The sequence below is a fragment of the Paenibacillus sp. FSL W8-0439 genome (assembly GCF_038008995.1).
Lineage (GTDB): Bacteria > Bacillota > Bacilli > Paenibacillales > Paenibacillaceae > Paenibacillus > Paenibacillus polymyxa.
The window spans coordinates 1,700,329-1,718,797 of record NZ_JBBPAK010000001.1 but is presented as its reverse complement, the minus strand read 5'-3'; the positions used below and the strand labels follow the sequence as shown (position 1 = coordinate 1,718,797).

18 protein-coding genes and 1 pseudogene are annotated in these 18,469 nt (G+C 44.3%); 9 read left to right on the top strand and 10 right to left on the bottom strand.

Translation table 11 applies throughout. The features are described from left to right. Positions 1-75: 75 nt before the first annotated feature. Positions 76-228, bottom strand: coding sequence for an FDLD family class I lanthipeptide (locus tag MKX36_RS07430; RefSeq protein WP_016820476.1), 153 nt, complete (start codon positions 226-228; stop codon positions 76-78). A 197-nt stretch (positions 229-425) separates the two neighbouring features. Between MKX36_RS07430 and MKX36_RS07425 the strand changes: the two genes are divergently transcribed. Then, a complete protein-coding gene (locus MKX36_RS07425; protein WP_103042325.1) occupies positions 426-1,787 on the top strand; it encodes a lanthionine synthetase C family protein in 1,362 nt (453 codons plus the stop codon). Here MKX36_RS07425 and MKX36_RS07420 read toward each other — a convergent pair whose 3' ends face one another. From MKX36_RS07420 to MKX36_RS07400, 5 genes are all read right to left on the bottom strand, one after another. Next, the gene (locus MKX36_RS07420; RefSeq protein ID WP_016820478.1) at positions 1,788-2,522 is read right to left on the bottom strand and encodes an ABC transporter permease; all 735 of its coding nucleotides are present in this window, start codon (positions 2,520-2,522) and stop codon (positions 1,788-1,790) included. It abuts the gene before it with no gap. Positions 2,523-2,535: 13 nt separating this feature from the next. After that, positions 2,536-3,243 (bottom strand): ABC transporter permease, encoded by a 708-nt coding sequence (locus MKX36_RS07415; RefSeq protein WP_016820479.1) that lies wholly within the window; start codon positions 3,241-3,243, stop codon positions 2,536-2,538. Next, on the bottom strand, positions 3,240-4,163 hold the full coding sequence (locus tag MKX36_RS07410) for an ABC transporter ATP-binding protein (protein ID WP_044788205.1): 924 nt from the start codon (positions 4,161-4,163) through the stop codon (positions 3,240-3,242). Before MKX36_RS07410 ends, MKX36_RS07415 begins: the two co-directional genes overlap by 4 nt. A gap of 145 nt (positions 4,164-4,308) precedes the next feature. Next, complete coding sequence (locus MKX36_RS07405; protein ID WP_226888706.1) at positions 4,309-5,244, bottom strand: sensor histidine kinase; 936 nt, start codon at positions 5,242-5,244, stop codon at positions 4,309-4,311. A gap of 131 nt (positions 5,245-5,375) precedes the next feature. Next, positions 5,376-6,095: a response regulator transcription factor gene (locus MKX36_RS07400; protein WP_025364471.1), complete on the bottom strand. Its 720-nt coding sequence runs from the start codon at positions 6,093-6,095 to the stop codon at positions 5,376-5,378. A gap of 163 nt (positions 6,096-6,258) precedes the next feature. On the opposite strand from MKX36_RS07400, the gene yhbH reads away from it, so the two are divergent. Together yhbH and MKX36_RS07390 are read left to right on the top strand one after the other, a co-directional pair. Next, positions 6,259-7,425 carry a sporulation protein YhbH gene (gene yhbH / locus MKX36_RS07395; RefSeq protein ID WP_031463169.1) on the top strand — a complete coding sequence of 389 codons (1,167 nt, stop codon included), beginning with the start codon at positions 6,259-6,261 and terminating at the stop codon, positions 7,423-7,425. Next, positions 7,422-8,867, top strand: a complete 1,446-nt coding sequence (locus MKX36_RS07390) for a SpoVR family protein (protein WP_102997733.1) — start codon at positions 7,422-7,424, stop codon at positions 8,865-8,867. Before yhbH ends, MKX36_RS07390 begins: the two co-directional genes overlap by 4 nt. A 68-nt stretch (positions 8,868-8,935) precedes the next feature. On the opposite strand, the gene MKX36_RS07385 is transcribed toward MKX36_RS07390, so the two are convergent. From MKX36_RS07385 to MKX36_RS07370, 4 genes and pseudogenes are all read right to left on the bottom strand, one after another. Further along, complete coding sequence (locus MKX36_RS07385; RefSeq protein WP_340864464.1) at positions 8,936-10,117, bottom strand: WD40 repeat domain-containing protein; 1,182 nt, start codon at positions 10,115-10,117, stop codon at positions 8,936-8,938. Between the two features lie 113 nt (positions 10,118-10,230). Further along, positions 10,231-11,814: a sensor histidine kinase gene (locus MKX36_RS07380; RefSeq protein WP_340864463.1), complete on the bottom strand. Its 1,584-nt coding sequence runs from the start codon at positions 11,812-11,814 to the stop codon at positions 10,231-10,233. After that, entirely contained in the window at positions 11,811-12,497 is a 687-nt protein-coding gene (locus MKX36_RS07375) for a response regulator transcription factor (RefSeq protein WP_025364467.1), read from the bottom strand. The genes MKX36_RS07380 and MKX36_RS07375 overlap by 4 nt, the downstream gene beginning before the upstream one ends. 30 nt (positions 12,498-12,527) lie before the next feature. After that, positions 12,528-12,743 (bottom strand): annotated as a pseudogene (locus MKX36_RS07370) (helix-turn-helix domain-containing protein); the annotation flags it as partial. A gap of 189 nt (positions 12,744-12,932) precedes the next feature. Between MKX36_RS07370 and MKX36_RS07365 the strand changes: the two are divergent. The 6 genes from MKX36_RS07365 to MKX36_RS07340 all read left to right on the top strand — a co-directional run bounded on the left by MKX36_RS07365 (position 12,933) and on the right by MKX36_RS07340 (position 18,402). Further along, positions 12,933-13,634 (top strand): response regulator transcription factor, encoded by a 702-nt coding sequence (locus tag MKX36_RS07365; protein ID WP_025364466.1) that lies wholly within the window; start codon positions 12,933-12,935, stop codon positions 13,632-13,634. After that, on the top strand, positions 13,631-14,992 hold the full coding sequence (locus MKX36_RS07360; protein WP_340864462.1) for a sensor histidine kinase: 1,362 nt from the start codon (positions 13,631-13,633) through the stop codon (positions 14,990-14,992). Before MKX36_RS07365 ends, MKX36_RS07360 begins: the two co-directional genes overlap by 4 nt. Before the next feature lie 22 nt (positions 14,993-15,014). Further along, a complete protein-coding gene (locus MKX36_RS07355) occupies positions 15,015-15,608 on the top strand; it encodes a PepSY domain-containing protein (RefSeq protein ID WP_016820490.1) in 594 nt (197 codons plus the stop codon). Positions 15,609-15,723: 115 nt separating this feature from the next. Continuing rightward, the gene (locus MKX36_RS07350) at positions 15,724-16,272 is read left to right on the top strand and encodes a PepSY domain-containing protein (protein ID WP_107733916.1); all 549 of its coding nucleotides are present in this window, start codon (positions 15,724-15,726) and stop codon (positions 16,270-16,272) included. A gap of 204 nt (positions 16,273-16,476) precedes the next feature. Next, positions 16,477-17,487 carry an aminoglycoside phosphotransferase family protein gene (locus MKX36_RS07345; protein ID WP_019686778.1) on the top strand — a complete coding sequence of 337 codons (1,011 nt, stop codon included), beginning with the start codon at positions 16,477-16,479 and terminating at the stop codon, positions 17,485-17,487. Positions 17,488-17,505: 18 nt separating this feature from the next. Further along, a complete protein-coding gene (locus MKX36_RS07340) occupies positions 17,506-18,402 on the top strand; it encodes a phosphotransferase (protein WP_016820493.1) in 897 nt (298 codons plus the stop codon). Positions 18,403-18,469 lie beyond the last annotated feature (67 nt).

Sequence of the window (18,469 nt, the reverse complement as noted above, 5' to 3'; positions counted from 1 at the left end):
AATTCCTCCCCCTATTTTATAACCGGGAAAAGACACGGTTATAAAACCGTGCCTTTTGTACCTTGTTTCTCGTTATTAACACGTTTTGCAGAAAGAAAGACTAACTTGGCAATTCAAAGTACCTGTTGCACATGAAGGAGTACAAATAAGACCGCTAGCTGGTTGAACCTCTTTAGGAGCAACCTCATTTTTGGCAACTTGCAAGTCCAGATCAAATTGATTTTTCATTTTGCTACCTCCTTTTATTTTTTACAATTTTATTATAATTTATATAATCTTAACTAGACTTTATAAAACTCTTACATCCATCTTAAATTTAGTGAATGCAATTAAGATAATCCCTCGTTACTTTTTAGAATTTTTAAGGACAACTCGCCAGCTTTGAGCAACAATATAATGAAGGAAAAAATGAAAGGGGCATTCGTATGAAAACGGACCATTTTGTTATGGAAGCATGCGATCAATTACAGGCAAAAGACTTCAGTACAACAATCGCCTTGCGCCTGAGTAACCCTGAATCGGTCTACAAAGCAGTCCACGCAGAGCAAAATATTTCACCCGAAACAAAATATCACCCATGGGGAGATACTTCGCTTTCACACGGTTATCCGGGTAATATTTTTTTACTATCTCAATGTCGTGCTTCAGACTCCACGTATGATTGGAATCAGGCAATCTACTTGAATATGAAGCACATTCAAGCTTCACTTGCTAAAAAAGGTCTGAATGATGTCTCACTTTACAGCGGCTGGACCGGCATCGCTTCTTCTGTGAGAGAAGCCTCCAATCATGGCGAATACTACAGCCATTTTTTACAGCAAATACATGAATGGATGATTCCTCTGACAGAACAATGGCTGCAATTGAATACAGCACAATTAGCTCTGCACGAAGGGATGCCCATGCAATCCTTTGATACGATTTCAGGAGCCTCCGGGATTGGGAGATATATTGTGATGAACTCAACCGATCCTAGTTGTACTCCTCTTGTCGAGCCTATTCTTCAATTTTTAACCGATCTCACATATCCTATAAAAATTCACAACCTCTATGTTCCAGGCTGGTACTCTCCACAAAAGTTCCAATTTTTGGATCGTGATAAAAGCAATTATGCTATGGGTAATTTCAATTGCGGAATGGCACACGGCATTCCCGGACCATTGGCCTTACTATCTGTAGCTTACAGTTCTGGAATTGAAGTAAAAGGCCAATATCAAGCGATTGAAACGATTACAGAATGGCTGCTTAAGTATAAAAATGAGGATACATACGGCTACTACTGGCCTCATATTGTTCCTTTTGAAGCTGAAACAGGCTCTTTACAGTTAGATTTAAAACGAGCAAGAGAAGCCTGGTGTTACGGTACTCCCGGCGTTGCCTGTTCCTTATATCTTGCCGGGAAGGCTCTTCATGATGAAGAACTGCAAAAAATGGCTGTGAAGGCCTGTATCGGTGCCATTACCTATGAGGTTACTAAGCAGGAAATGGACTCCTCTGCATTGTGTCATGGTCTTGCCGGGTTACTTACGATCTCCTGGCGAATGTGGTGTCACAGTAAGGAACCAGCGTTTATCCCGCTTATTCAACACTTAACCAGTCAGCTGATAGATCGCTTTCAAGCCGATAGCCCACTTGGATATCTGGACCCCGAGCCAAGGGCAGACAGCTCTTTGGCCTGGCTGACAAAAGCAGGCCTGCTTGAAGGCGTCGCCGGGATTGCTTCTGCTTTATTAAGTGTTTCTGAGAACAAAGAGATGCCCTGGGATTACATGCTCATGCTATCCTAGCTACAGCCAATCCCTATTCACAAACATCTTTCTTCCAGCAAATAGATAGGCTAAAAACGTAAAAAGTACAATCAAACCAAGACTATAAGGCTCAACTCTAGGAGCATAGCTCGCTGTTTGCGGCAACATGATATAATAAGGAATCGTAAAAGGAAACCATGCGCCTATGGAAGAGTGAAAGCCTGTCATAACAATATTAGGCACCACACAGCAAATAGCCATTCCTAGTGAAGCTCCAAAATTGCGAATTTTCACCGAGAGCATAAGCTGGAGGGCTGCCAATGGTAGAATCCCGAACCACCCTCCCCATCCGGTAGAAAGGACGAGCAACCAAGGGATTTTTCCTGGAGCACCTGCTATATACCCACCTACAAAATATCCTACTATGAATGTAAGCTGATCAAGAAACAGGATGAGAATGAGCAATATATATTTTGCATAATAGATTCGCTGACGGGGATATGGACTGCTCAATAAAATCTTCCATCCCCCGTCTCGATGTTCGTATGCGCACAAAAGAGAAGCGATAATTCCACAATAAAGCGGATAAAAAAACATCGAGTGAAATTGCGCCGCATAGGTGTATAGCATTAACCAGCTAGGCTCATAAAACTGCTTCAAATCGTTCAGTTCCAGGACTCCCATTAAAGAATTGATAACTGCATCTAATATAATGAGAATCCATACCATGACCCATTGAAGCTTCATCGCTTCCACGCGTAAAATGGATCCCATACTTCTCCTCCTCCTATTTGAATTCATGCTTTCTAAACTGTAGAGTACCGAGTCCTGTGAAGATGACCCCTGCACATAAAGCAATGATCACCCACATTACGTATCCCTTAATTAGAGGACTTGATAGAGCCGGATACGACCAAGGTAATAATTTAATCCAAAGAATACTGGTTCGTGCCAAAAACAAGCTGGCAATAGAACCAAATATGCCAAATGCTAACGGGAATGCCTGATTAGTAAAAAGCGTAGACAACCAAAGTTGAATTGCAAGTACAGGCAGAGTAGCCAAGCTGGCGTTAATCGGCTGCAGCAGCATAACTCGCCAAGGAATGGGCTCGTTTGTATACAGCACCCAGATGAGACTCATCCCTGCTATCGTAATCAAGGCAGTACCAAACTGCAGAATCACAATCCAAAACATTTTGGATAAGTAGATGTAGCTTCTGGGAACCGGCATGGCCATAAGCTGCTTCCATGTTTGGGTATCATGCTCTGTACCCGCCATAATACTTGCTAGAAGTGTACCGCCAAGCAGCATCACAAACGAGATGAACATAAACATAACCGCAAAACCAGCATAGACCCCTCCTGGCCCCTGACGAAAGTAGAGATACCATTCCATGACAGTCATCCCTGTAAGGACGCAGCCCTGTATTAGAGGAAGCCACCAGCATATTTTTTTCAGCTTATATCCTTCCGCCTTGATAACTTGGAGTATCATAAGCTTCGCTCCTTACCCGTCAGCTCCAGGAATATTTCCTCCAATGTTTTTTTCTTCTCCCTTACCCGATAGACGGGGTGATTGTGCTCTACCAACACTTTGATCATCTCCGATGATTGTTGCCGATCCACAATAGGAGTTATGACCTCTTTTTGCTCCAAGGATTCAGCTCCGGCAATCCATCCATGCTGCATCAGGGCTCCAGCAGCCTGAACAGGATTTTGGGTTTCAATGAATAATTGAGGCTTGCTTTTGTCTGTAAGTTCTTTCATCGTTCCCTGGAATATCATTTCCCCTTGATTAATAATCCCTACATAGGTTGCGATCTGTTCGATTTCACTTAGTAGATGGCTCGAAACCAATACCGTCATTCCGTAAGCATCAGGCAGGCTCATAATTAACTCCCGAATTTCCTGGATACCAGACGGGTCCAAACCATTCGTCGGTTCATCAAGAATCAACAATTTGGGATCAGCAATCAACGCCATGGCAATTCCTAGCCTTTGCCTCATCCCCAAGGAGTATCCTTTTACCGGTCGATACGCATCTTTGCTTAATCTCACCAAATCCAGCACTTTATGAATTTTTCGGGTCGGCAGCCCACGCATTGTTGTAACGATTTCCAAATTTCGATATGCAGACAAATGGGCATAATAGGCAGGTGATTCAACCAGAGAACCTACATCCTTTAATATTTCCATGCGATGATCCTTGAGCTTTTTCCCAAAAATCTCAATCTCCCCGGATGTGGATTTAATCAGCCCGAGTAGCATACGAATCGTGGTCGTTTTTCCCGCCCCGTTTGGTCCCAAAAATCCGTAAATTTGCTTCTCAGGTACCTGGAGATTTATTTGTTTGACAAATTCTCGTTTTCCAAAACGCCTGGTTAGCTGCTGTGTATGTATTACATATTCAGACATTTCCTGATCTCCTCTCGACTTTTAATGCTGAAGTTTTAGTTACATACAGTTTACAGAAGGAAAGTTAACATCAGGTAAACAGTTCCTAAACAACAGGCAAAAAAACGAGCGGACTCCAAAATGTGAGGGCAAAGATGTTAAAGAGTTACATATTTAGCGGCAAAGTAATTTCCACCCTGGTACCCTTTTTACTTCCCGGAAGAATATGAAGCGTTCCGTTATGAGCTTCAATAAAGCTTTTGGCAATAGATATGCCATGCTCTTTGGAATGAGACACCTGTATACATTCAGTTGGATTCATTCCTTTTCCATCATCTTCGATCGAAATATGAAGCTTATCGCTCTCTTTATTTACATCCATTGAAATATGTGTACCTGAAGGATTATGAATGATTGCGTTCATCAGAAAATTTTTCAGCGCTCTACCTAATAATTTACTATCGAAGGGCATGGTACATACTGCCTCCAATGACATAAAAGAAAATTCGTACTGCTCGGCCGAAGGATGGTTAGCGATATCTATGACTGTATTGCGGAGAAACTCCACAATGTCCTCCTTCTTCAGCTGGATCGGCAAGGCACCCTCCTTGAGCTGCATAGAAGCATTCAAATCCTGAATTAACTGCTTCATTTCCGTTACTTTCTCACTGATAGCCATACTAAAGCTTCTTTTTTCTTCATCGGACCAATCATACTCTTGAGTAGTCAGCATGGCTGCATATCCTTCAATATAGGATAATGGTGTTTTGAGATCATGGCTTACGCCTGCTACCCACTGCTGTTTTCGCTTTTCTATTTCTATTCTCTCTTCCTCATTACTGCGCAATTGAGCAGATAAGATGTTCATTTGTTCAAAAACTTCTTTATACAATTGATACGGAGGCTTATAATTATTTCTCTGATTTTTTTTGCGCTCTGGCAGTTCTAGCTCACTTAGCGGTGCCTGGAATTCCCCTGTTGCTATATTTCCAATCCATTTAATTACATACACCAAGGGTTTGCCTATATACCATCCATAGACAACTATAAACACAAGGCTCTGCACGATTCCAAGTCCGATCCAGAAGAGATCAATATTCATATTATGAGATGTACCAAATGTACTTTTTATAAAAATATATATAACAGTACAGATAAGAAAACAAAGAACATAGGCTAGAGCAAAACATAATGTTACTTTTATAAAACGAAAGGACATCTTGACGAGAGAGTTCATTCTTGCTCCCCCCTCTTGACTGATATCATTTTATAACCTAGCCCTCTTACATTAACTAAAAATTGCGGGTGCTTGGGATCAGGTTCTATTTTTTTTCGCAAACGAGAGATATGAATGACTACTGTCTTTTCATCACCAAGGAAGGTCTCGCTCCATATTGCTTCGTATAGCTGACGCACACTGAATATACGGTTAGGATGCTTGCACAAAAATACCAGCAGCAGCCATTCACGTGCAGGACAATCGACCTCTTGGTCTTGCACATACAACACACCTGATTCCAATTCCAGACAAAAATATCCAAAATCTAAGGTTCGTAAGGCAGGCTTCATGTCCGCTGTTGTCACTTTTCGATATTTCATTCGAGCTTTCATACGTGCAGCGACTTCTAACGGATTAAACGGTTTGGTAATATAATCGTCCCCACCAATACCAAATCCCATTAATTTGTCCAAATCTGTATCTCTTGCCGTCAAAAAAAGAATAGGAGCTTCCGTGTATAGACGCATCTGACGACACACCTCAAATCCATCACGATCAGGAAGCATAACATCAAGCACAATCACATCAATACGAGATTCCATCACGATTTGCAACGCTTCTTGACCCGTGGCTGCATGCTTAACATGTAGAAACCCTTCTTTTTTTAAAACTGTTGTCAGCATATCTCGCAGTCCCTGTTCATCGTCTACGATAAGCACTGCAATTTCTTCCATAACCAAGGTTCTCCATTCTTTTTTTACATTTTTTACTTTCATTATAAAAGCAAACGGGCAGAATTTAAATCGAGTTCCATCACATATCGTACATCCCCGTGAATATACTTAATAACCAACAAGGCCAAACTGTGCCGTGTATCCACTTGGGGGGTGCCTAACAATGACGGAACCACGCCAGCCATATTCATTCGTCGTATCCCGCGAAGATTGGTCGCTGCATCGCAAAGGGTACCAGGACCAGCAACGCCATCAGCAGAAGGTCAAAGATGTCATTAAGCAAAATCTACCCGATCTGATAACGGAAGAAAATATTATAATGTCGGACGGTCAACAGATTATCAAAGTGCCCATTCGCAGTCTGGATGAATATCGCTTCATTTATAACTACCAAAAGCAAAAGCATGTAGGTCAAGGGGATGGCGACAGTCAGGTGGGGGATGTCATCGGACGGGATCCTGCTTCCCAGAAGCCAGGTAAAGGTGAGAAAGCAGGCGACCAGCCAGGACATGATATTATGGAAACTGAAGTCAGCATAGAAGAACTCGAAGATATGCTGTTTGAGGAAATGGAATTGCCGCATTTGCAGCAAAAAGATAAGGATCAAATTGAGGTTGAATCTATCGTATTCAATGATATACGTAAAAAAGGCATGCAAGCGAACATTGACAAGAAGCGAACGATACTCGAAAATCTGCGCCGCAACGCTCGTGAGGGGAATCCGGGCATCCATCATATTAGTCCGGACGATCTTCGTTACAAAACATGGGAAGAGAAAACCGTTCCCCAATCCAATGCTGTAATTATCGCTATGATGGACACCTCAGGCAGTATGGGATCTTTTGAAAAATATTGCGCCCGCAGCTTCTTTTTCTGGATGACTCGCTTTTTGCGTCGCCAATATGAAAAGGTGGAAATTGTCTTTCTTGCGCATCATACCGAAGCCAAGGAGGTTACGGAGGAAGAATTTTTTACTCGCGGTGAAAGTGGTGGCACAATCTGCTCTTCTGCTTATTTGAAAGCATTGGAGATTATCGATAAACGCTATCCTCCTTCGACTTATAATATTTATCCCTTCCATTTCTCCGATGGCGATAACCTAAGCTCAGACAATGAACGGTGTGTGAAACTAATCGAGGAGCTTATGAAGCGCAGCAATATGTTCGGCTATGGAGAAGTGAACCAATATAATCGCAGCAGTACGCTGATGTCAGCCTACAAGAATATTAAGGCAGATCAGTTTATGTACTATGTCATCAAGGAAAAAGGTGAGGTATACCAAGCCCTACGCACCTTTTTTCGCAAACGGGAAGGGGGAACGGTGGGATGAGTACCGACCAGAAAGAGCTGGAATACGCGATATCAGAAATTATGGAGATTGCAAATGGATTCGGTCTCGACTACTATCCGATGCGGTATGAAATTTGTCCGGCGGATATTGTATACACATTCGGTGCGTATGGTATGCCCACGCGCTTCAGCCACTGGAGTTTCGGAAAAACATTTCACAAGATGAAAATGCAGTACGATTTTGGATTGAGTAAAATCTATGAGCTGGTCATTAACTCCAATCCCTGCTACGCTTTCCTGCTGGATGGAAATTCGTTGGTGCAAAATAAACTGATTGTCGCTCATGTGTTGGCGCACTGCGACTTTTTCAAACACAACGCCCGCTTCTCGGCCTCCAACCGCAATATGGTCGAGAGCATGTCTGCCACCGCAGAACGGATCAGCAGCTATGAAATGGAATACGGCTCAAAGGCCGTGGAATCCTTCATTGACTCTGTACTGGCGATACAAGAGCATGTAGACCCACAGCTCATCAAACCAAGGCATCTAGATAAACAACGATACATGGAACTCAAAATCAAGGAGCAAAAAGAACCTAAAAAACACCAGCGTCCCATCGGACCTTACGATGATCTGTGGTCACTGGACACAGTAAAGCAGCATGATTCGGCGGAGACCGAGGGGATCAAGGTACGCCAGTTCCCACCGGAACCTGAAAAAGATATTGTCTGGTTTATTCAGGAATTCTCCGAGGTACTGGAGGATTGGCAGCGGGACATCATGACGATGCTGCGGGATGAAATGCTGTATTTCTGGCCCCAAATGGAGACCAAAATCATGAATGAAGGCTGGGCCTCTTATTGGCATCAACGGATTGTCAGGGAACTGGATTTGACCGGGGATGAAACTGTTGAATTTGCCATGCTGAATGCTTCCGTTGTGCAGCCTTCCAAGCAAAGCTTGAATCCGTATTATTTGGGATTGAAGATATTTGAAGATATTGAAAAGCGATGGGATAACCCGACTCGCGAGGAGCAAGAGCGCCAAGGACGCAAACCGGGCGAGGGCCGAGCTAAAATGTTCGAGGTGCGAGAGTTTGATTCGGACACCTCTTTTATACGCAATTACATGACCAAGCAGCTAACAGAGGATTTAGATTTGTACGTGTTTGAGAAACGGGGACCGGATTGGAAAATTACCGATAAATCCTGGGAAAACATACGGGATCAGCTTGTGTTCTCACGCGTAAATGGAGGCTCCCCTTACATCGTCGTTGAGGACGGAGACTACCTGCATACGGGCGAGTTAAAGCTCAAGCATCAGTATGAAGGCATTGAGCTGGATTTAAAATATATGGAGCGCACGCTTCCATATGTATATCAACTGTGGGGGCGTACCGTTCATTTGGAAACGATGATTGAGGGGAAGCTCGCCTTATTTTCATATGATGGGAAGAAACATCATCGCAAGTTTGTGCAGTGACCCACAATCGAATAGCCAGCCTAATTTAAAAAAGGTGCATTCCGAAGAAGGAAATGCGCCTTTTTTTACTACTTTTTCTTAAATTCGACGATGTAGCTCTGATTCAGTTGTTTTCCACCTTCCGAAATGTTCTGGTACATGGATAAAAACCGGGCGGAAGGGCTCCACACTGTTGGACTGTCATAGGATTGGATATCGGTCGTAACGGGAGTGGTTTTACCCGTGGATTGGTCAAACACATACAGCCCTCTCATTCCTTGCTGATCCTCATCATAAATGGAAAAAGCAAGCTTGGTCCCGTCGCTGGACCAGCTTCCACGACTCATTAAAGTCCCTTGACCCACGATTCCTTTCTCTTTGCCTTGTTCATCCAAAATGATCATACAGGCTGGTTCGGATGTATTCCATTTCCGCTTTTCAATGGCAATAGATTTACCATCAAGCGACACAGCAAAAGACATGGCCCCCTCTGCAATGGTCACAGCTTGAGGATGATTGAGAGAGAACCGATTCAGTACCGGATACCCTTGTTTATCATTGCCTGTATAAAATATGTCGTTACCCACTTTTTCGACATGAGTAATTAATTCTGAGCGATTCGGATCTTGAAAGCTTAGTTCTTCTGCTTTGCCGTTCAGACCAATCAGATGTATCTTACCGTCTGGTGTACCTGTAATGAGATGATCCTTATCGCCCCAGCTCACTTCGTTAGTCATGTCCAGTTGGCCAACCGCTGTAACCTTGCCGCTGCTTAGCTCTAAAATATAGCCCTGAATATCATACTTGCTGCTGGTGCTGCCTTCCGTGAAAAAGACATGACGCTGATCCGGTGAAACCACTGCAAGTAACTGTAGAGCGTTACGATCTGGTGTTAAAACTCGCTCCTTGTTGGTCTTTACATTATGAATCCATAACTGATTCTGACGCTCCACAATCAGCTCTTCATCACTCAGCCATGACCTCGCGTAGACATCTCCCAGCCTGTCGATGGATTGTACCACCAGTTCGTCCGATACTTGCTGCCGAGCTGCACCCATGTCAATCACAGTAAGCTTTTGCCCTGGTTTCATACCGGATGTTGGAATTGTCTCTCCTGCGCTTTTTATGCCGCAGCCGCTGAGCAATCCTCCAGCGATCAAGCCAGTCATGAGCAAGCCTGTGACTTTGTGTCTGAAAAAGCGTGCATAGGGATATTCGAGACGAGGAAAGCCGTTCTTTTGCCCGTAGCTGTCTAGGTTTTTCTTCATCATGTATAACGGCCTCCTTGTTAACGTTACCCCCAGCTTAATGCCTGAACATCTCGTGAATACATCGAATTGTTTCCAAATTGTAAATAAGACAACATTTTCAGTTCTATAGCTATCTACTGAGAGCCATCGTGAACCAACAGGGGGAGCCTGAGCGAAAATTCATTGCCACTTGCAACTGAATGACCATTGCTATTTTCCAACCCAGTACCGCCCGAAGCTGTAAGCTGCAACTCTCCACCCATGCGCTCCGCCAGTCTGCGTGCCAGAGGCAGGCCAAGTCCCGTACCACTGTCCTGGCGAGAACGATCACGGCTTAAGGTAACAAACGGCTCAAAAATCATGTCCCATTCTTCCCTAGGAATCCATGGACCGGAATTGCATATATACACTATCACGGTGTCCTTTTCCACTCGATTGGATAACGTGATCCAGCCTTTGTCCTGATTATATTTTACTGCATTATCCAGCAAATTCAGTACAATATGCATTAGATGCTTAGGATCTCCACACACCTTGGCTGGAATGGTATCCATCGAAAAATTTAGTCCACGCGCCGCAGCTTTCCCCCGGATTCGGCTACCTGCATCTTCGAGCAGCAAATGCAGCTCCACTTCCTCCGTATGTAATTCAAAATCGTATTTGTCCAGCACAGATAGTCTCAGTGAATCCTCGACAAGCTCATACAACCGTTTTGTTTCCTTACCGATACTTTCTCTGGCTTCACGCACCAATTCGGGATCATCCCCATACATATCCAGCAAATCAGCGTAAGCCTGAATAGAGGTCAACGGAGTCTTCAGTTCATGACTGATATTGCCAATAAAAGTCTTCTGCTGCTGCTCCAGCTCTCGCAAACGCTGAACTGCTTCTTCCAGCCGAAGCTTTTCATTCTCGAGCGCGGTAATACTAGCCCGGATCACATGACTCATCTGGAGCATCCCTTCATCCAGCCTTCCTAGCTCGTCCTGACGTCGCAGCAATCGAGCTTCTGGAAAGTGCCCTGCCGAGATCTGCTCAGAAACGCGAGTCAGTCGTCCGATGTCCCTCGTCTGGCGGCTGACATAGCCTAAGCCCAGAACAAAGCTTAAAACCAGCACCGCCCCTCCTGTCCATAAAAACAAGCGGGCGATCGCCCGGTAAAACTGCTGCTGCGCTTCTGTTGAGCTATGAAGCTGTACCACTCCCAGCAAGCCGTCCGGACCTTGCAGCGGAGCCAAATAAGTAACTGAGCTACCTTCCGTAATATACGCAATTTTCCCTTGGAGCGCATAAGAAAGCGCCTGGCCGACGTCTGTTCTATAAGCCAGTGGTAGAGAATTTCCGACCTCATCTCCCCGGCCATCATATAAAATAACGCGCATATTACTGGATACGCCAAGCTCCACGGCAAGCTGTGGTGCTTGCTTTTTCATGAAGTCTTCGGGCGATTGGTGAACTCCCAACAGGTAAGACTGTTTTACGCGCATCTCCACGATTTCCGCCTGACGCTTTAAGCCGCGTTTCATTTGGTCTGTCTGATTAGCACGAATACCGGTAAGTACGAGCCAGCTCAGCACACCGACAGTAAACAGCAGTAAAGCCGCCAGGACCAGCGGAAATTTCCAGCGCAGGCTCAAGCCTGTACGCTTACGTTTGCGCTTTGGCTGGTCAGTGGACTGCAAGCTTCCTTCTGGATGGAGTGAATGATGTTCGTTCACGTCATTTTCTCCGCCTTATAGCCGATTCCATACACAGTTTGCAGCATCGACTGGTGCGGCTCCAGCTTCTTGCGCAAGCGCTGAATATGAATATCCACCGTCCGCGTTCCCCCTGCATAATCGATGCCCCATACTTGTTCCAGCAACTCGTCCCGCGTATATACCCTTCCAGCATGGGACACCAGTAGCGCCAGCACATCAAACTCCTTGGGGGTCAGATCCAATGCTTTTGCTCCGAGTTCAGCCGTTCGACTGGACGGACGCACTCGCAACAGGTCCAGTATTATTTCCGTTCCTTCCGGCGCAGGCGCTCCTTCTCGTTCCAGTCTCCGTACCAATGCCTTAATACGTGCGAGCAGTTCTCTTAGGTCAAACGGCTTGCTCATAAAATCGTCCGCCCCCAACTCCAGTCCAAGCACCTTATCGACGATATCGTTTTTTGCGGTTAGCAGTAAAATACCGATGCCCTTTCGGCTTTCCAAACGGCGACACACTTCATATCCGCCCAGTTTGGGCATCATCACATCCAGTATGAGCACATCCGGGTGAAACAAACGCACTTTTTCCAATGCATCCTCTCCATCCACGGCAGTTTCCACCAAAAAACCTTCCCGCTTTAACGCATAGGCCAGTGCATTTCGAATACTCGCCTCATCGTCCGCTATCAGTATTCTTTTATCCATGTCCTTCCCTCCCTGCCTCAAAACGTTCGACTACTTATACTCCCGCAAATAATAATGTATTAGACATGTATGGCATATAAACTGCTCGCGGGAATCATTAAGATCAAAATCCGTCATGTCGCGTATCCGTTCCAGTCTATATTTTACCGAATTATGATGTATAAAAAAATAATTTGCTGTATCTATCAGACTGCCCCTGTTTTCCAAATAATAAAATAATGTTTTGAGTAAAACACTGCCATGTGACCCACTGACTCCCCGGTCGCTAATGCCCTTTCTATGATAGGGGCTACATCTGATCGAGGGGATTGTCCATAATTATAACGCATTATGCTAAGCTCTTTCTCTCCCAGTCCTGTGCTTTGAAGTGTCTTACCTGTCCGTATATGCTAAAATACTTCCGTATCGGCTATTCGCCTACAGGAGGGCATGATTATGAACCAATCCATTTTGATCGTAGAAGACGAAGAGAAGATTGCCCGACTTCTAGAGATCGAACTTGAATTTGAAGGCTATCAAGTAAGTAAAGAAAAAAACGGAATTGACGGACTGGAGACCTATTGCAAAGGTAGTTGGGATCTGGTTTTACTGGATATTATGATTCCCGGTCTTAATGGCATCGAACTCCTGCGGAGGATTCGTAAACATGATGCGAACGTTCCTGTCATTTTACTAACGGCTAAAAGTTCCATTGCGGATAAGGTAGAGGGACTCGATTTGGGAGCCAATGACTATGTTACCAAACCTTTTGTGATCGAAGAGCTGCTTGCACGTGTAAGGGCCGCGCTCAGGGTAGGTGCAACGAAAGACATGGCTTCACAAGTGGCAGATCAATGGCTTAGTGCCGGGGACTTACGTCTCCATGAAGGTACTCGTGAAGTTCTTCGTGGAGAGCACAACATTGAGCTTACGCCGCGAGAGTTTGACTTGCTCGTTCATTTACTTCGACATCAGCGGCAGGTACTTAGTCGTGAACAATTACTGGAGAATGTATGGGGCATTGATTATATTGGTGATACCAATGTGGTCGATGTGTATATTCGCTACGTGCGGAATAAAATTGACCCTTCGCGCCAACTCCCTGAGCTGATTCATACTGTACGCGGAATTGGCTATGTTCTGAAGGAATCGTTATGAAGCTGCAGAACAAAATCCATACGTACACCTCGTTACTATTCGGGGTTTTACTTGTAGTCATTAATTTCTTAGTCTATTTTCTATTCAGCCAACTTTCGATAGACAGTCGAAAAAACCAGGTAGAAGCCGCAGCAGAAAACATGATTCATGGCATTCAACGCGCTCCAGTATCCGTAGCCACTGAGGATCTTCTACGAGCTTATGTGCCGCTGGATGGTATGCTTCGGCTAATGAGACCGGAAGGCGACTTTCTTGCCCCTATCACCTCTTCATCAGAGCAGTCTCTCAGCTTGGTGAAGGGCGTTTTTAATGAAACACGGCAGGTTCGCATCATTACCTATGAAAGCAACCGTTATATTTACGTATCGGTCCCCATGATTTGGTCGAATGGAGAGGTTGTCAATCTTCAGGTGACCGAGAGCCTGCAACCGACGATGCAGACGCTTCAGGTACTCAGGATCGTACTTATTGCAGTCACAGGAATTGCTTTTATTCCTGTCGTCCTATCGGGAAGACTGCTGGGCAGACTGATTACACATCCAATCACATCCATGATTAACACGATGAAAGAGATTCAACGTAGCGGGAAATTCAAACGTCTTCCGCTCAATTCGTCATCACGCGACGAGCTAGTCGAAATGGGAGAAACGTTTAATGACATGATTGAATTGCTGGAGCGGAATTTTGTTCGCCAAGAACATTTCGTTTCGAATGCGTCCCATGAATTGAAAACACCTCTAACCATTATTGAAAGTTATGCCAGTCTGCTTAAACGACGGGGATTGCAGAATCCCAGTATTTTTGCCGAATCCGTTGAAGCGATCCATTCTGAGGCGCTCCGAATGAAGGATATGGCAGAGCAGCTTCTTCTATTGGCCAGAAACGAAGAACAATGGAATGTCGTGTTAGAACCTGTGCGCTTGACCAAAGTAGGGACAGAACTGAAAGCTACATTTGAAAATGCTTTCGCCAGACAAATTCAACTGGATGTACAAACAGACTGCATCGCCTATACGGACGAAAATAAATTAAAACAACTTTTATTTATATTTTTGGATAATGCGCGCAAATACAGTGACGAGCCGATACACCTGATGATTGATGTTGTGGGCGGTACGGCTCAACCTTGCATAAGAATCACAGATCAAGGAATTGGAATCCCTGAAGAAAAGTTATCTAAAGTTTTCGACCGCTTTTATCGTGTGGACGAAGCCAGAAGCCGCGAGGAAGGTGGGGCCGGGCTAGGCTTATCATTAGCTACAGGAATTGCTCAAGCTATTCAAGCACAAATTGGGCTAGAAAGCATAGAGGGAAGTGGAACAACTGCAACGATCATCCTCCCTACTGTTCCAGAATAATAAGCCAAAGGAGGCAAAACCAATGAAAACGATCTATACCTGGATGATTGGAGGTATGGTAGCGGCTATATTAATCACCATTTGCCTTTTACAGTGGCCCTGGGCACGATCGTTATCAGCTTCGCCCTTGGAAGAAAAAACCGTGGTCCAATCTGTATTGCATCAGTATCCCGGTGAGGTGCTCGAATCCCAACGTTTGGATAATTTTTATGTGATCAAGCTAGAACGCACCAAAGGGAAGTATGTAATAAAAGTCAATGCCTATGATGGTGTCATTCAATCCATTAAGCGGACACAGATGTATACAGATGCAAAGCAGGAACCCCAAGATCACCCCCCCGGTTCCTCACAACCCAGTGACAAATCAAATCCAGTCCATAAACCTGACCCGGTTTCTCTTGTCATTACAGAGAATGAAGCAGCCAAGCTTGCTGCAAAAGCAGTGAATGGAACATCCGATGATATTGAACTGCACCGCAATGACAAAGGCCTCTATTATCTTGTTGAGGTTGAGATACAAGATGGGCGTGAGGCAGTGGTGCAGATCAATGCAGTATCAGGCTCAATCGACTCTATCACTTGGGAAAAAGAAAAACAGGATCACGACGAATCATGACGCCCTGATGATCTTGCTTATAGCTTCTCATTGTTTTCTCATGATTCTATTATGTTCCTCTCATATTTAAGGGTTAAGCTGTATTCAAGCATACAGTTCAAGGAGGAATTAAGTAATGAAAAAAAACTATACATTAGGAATAATAGCAGCCACGGTTCTGCTTGGAGTTACGGTTACAGGTGTCTCGGCAAATGCCGTATGGGCTGCTAAACCTACGGGATTAATTGGAGCGACTGCTGCTGCCAATATTGCCAAGAAGGCTGTGGGAAATGATGCGCAAGTTGAGGATGTCGAACTGGAGCGCAAGAACGGAAAGGTATACTATGAAGTGGATCTTCAGCAAGGAGATAAAGATTGGGATATAGATGTTGATGCTTATACCGGGAAAACTATCCGTTCCCATTCTGAGCTTGATCATGACTCGAATGACGAGTCTTCCTTTTACAAGCCCAACCACGTCACTCTAACTGAAAAGCAGGCTGGACAAATTGCACTTAAGCATGTGCCTGGGAGTACCCTTCTGTCTTCTAAATTAGATAAGGAAGACGGACAGTTCATCTATGAGGTCAAGGTACTCACCAACGAAGGAACTATCGAGCTTGAAATCCATGCATCGTCTGGAGCGATCGTGGATACAGACGAAGAAGATGACAACGATAACTGATCAATCATTCATAATCAGGCTTGCGTAATACAGAGCAAATTAAAACGGAGCAGCGAACTTTCGCTGCTCCGTTTTTTTGACGAATGTGAACAGGAAAAGTAAGAGAATAGCTCCATAAAACTGCACCTATTATTTCCTCATGAATAGACTGATAACTAACAGAGGATTACCTTTTTCTTCAATTAAAAGTCAAGTGAGGTTCTTATGGCGAAATCCTACACAAAAGCACAGATTCGCGAAATCACCCGTCGTTTCGGCCTGATCCCCTTAAAATCAAGCTTAGTCTCATCACTGTACCGAAAAAATGCAGTAATCCAAGTAAAAACGAAAAAGGGAACTTATGCATTAAAGCCCTTTAGTCGTTCAAAGATGGCTCGTTCCAATACGATTCAACAGATGGAACGAGCTGCGAGCTATATAAGGCTTTTGAAAAAGAGAAAGTATAACTACATGCCCACATGGCTCCCTACTCATTCCGGCAAGCTATGGACACTACATCAAGGAACGCCATTTTATGTAAGTCAATGGATCAAAGGACGGGGACTGGAAACCGCTGAAGATTTCGAAAAACTAGGGTTAGCCCTTGCCACACTTCACGCTACATCCACCGGCTTACATCGGATGGAGAAAGGAAATTCCCCTTCAACCATTCAACAATTGCGGATATGGAAAAAGCAAGACCGTCTTTTCCAAAAAAAAATGACAAAAATCAGCCGCAAGGATAAAGAGTATCGCAACTGGTACAACACTCATGGCAAGGACTGTATACGTTTATCCAGACGTGCATGGAAGGATTTGCAGGACGCATCCATTATAAGACTACTTCGAACGGAACGCCGGCATCCCTCCTTGATACACAGTGATATCACCACCCCGAATGTCATTATTTCAGACGACGGTCATCTCAAAATCATTGATTGGGATCGGGCTAAGATTGGCTCCGTCTATGCTGATTTGGCAAAGGCTCTTATGAATACAACTCAATTCAATCCTGAATTTGTGCAATCCTTGTTAAGGGGATATCAAAAACGCAAACCACTCAGCCGAACTGAGCGGAAGATTGTTACAGCTTTATATAAACTGCCACGAGAAGCTTGGCATGCTTCTCGACATCCGAATCGTTCAAGAGACCGCGAAATCCTAGACAACTGGGATCAGTCGTGGCCTCTTCGATTACAAATCATCCATATTTTGCAGGAATGGGCCCGTGTATAAAAGAAAGTGAGGAGCAAAATGTCGATTTTATCGAACGTTGAGCAAATGTACGGAATCAAAATTCAGCGTAGCCGTCAAATGAAGGACATTCACAAGATTGAAACCGCTAATACAACTTATTGCTTAAAACCCTACAAATTTCCGGAAGAAGAGATTCGTTTTATTACACGTGTCTTGTCCTACCTGGATGAACGCGGGTTTACACGTAGCCAAAAGGTCTATCCAACCGTACAGCAAACAGCCTACATGACCTATGAAGGTGTTTCGTATACACTAACTAATTGGGTTCATGGACCCAGACCGGAATTTACAAAAAGAATAGACTTCAAAAAGGGAATTTCTACTTTAGCCAAATTCCACACCAGTGCCGTAGGCTTTCCTGTCACGGAAGCGCCGCCTTCCAGAATCCGTTATGAAGGCTTGAGCGATGAAATAGCTGAATATAAAAAACGTCTCAGTCCTTACAAAGGCACAGCACATCTCCTAGCTCTTTGTGAAGAAGTGTTATATCGTCTACAGCAGCCCAAAGTTCGAGCTGCAATCCAGCAGGAGCAAAAAGCAGCTGCATTAATACACGGTGACTATAACTATCCCAATCTGGTCAAAGACAGGCAGCTCAAAATCCATTTGATTGACTTTGAAAATTGTTCCCTACACGTAAGGATGAAAGATCTCTCCCATCTTCTTCATCGGAATTGTCTTTGGAACGCGACAAAGATGCTGCGCGCGATAGACTTTTATCAACGATATCGACCGTTGAGTACTCAGGATCTGCATCTGCTTCATACGCTATTGATCTCTCCCTATCATGTGGTCCGCAACCTTAGAATAGGTGGCTTCCGTTCTGCCAAGCGAGTCATTCCATCGTTCGTGCATTTGAACAAATACCGACGTGAACTTAGATCACTGCTATAATTAGTTAGCTTGAAAATAAGAAAAAAAACAGACCCGATAATCAGGTCTGTTTTTTTGTGTTCTGACA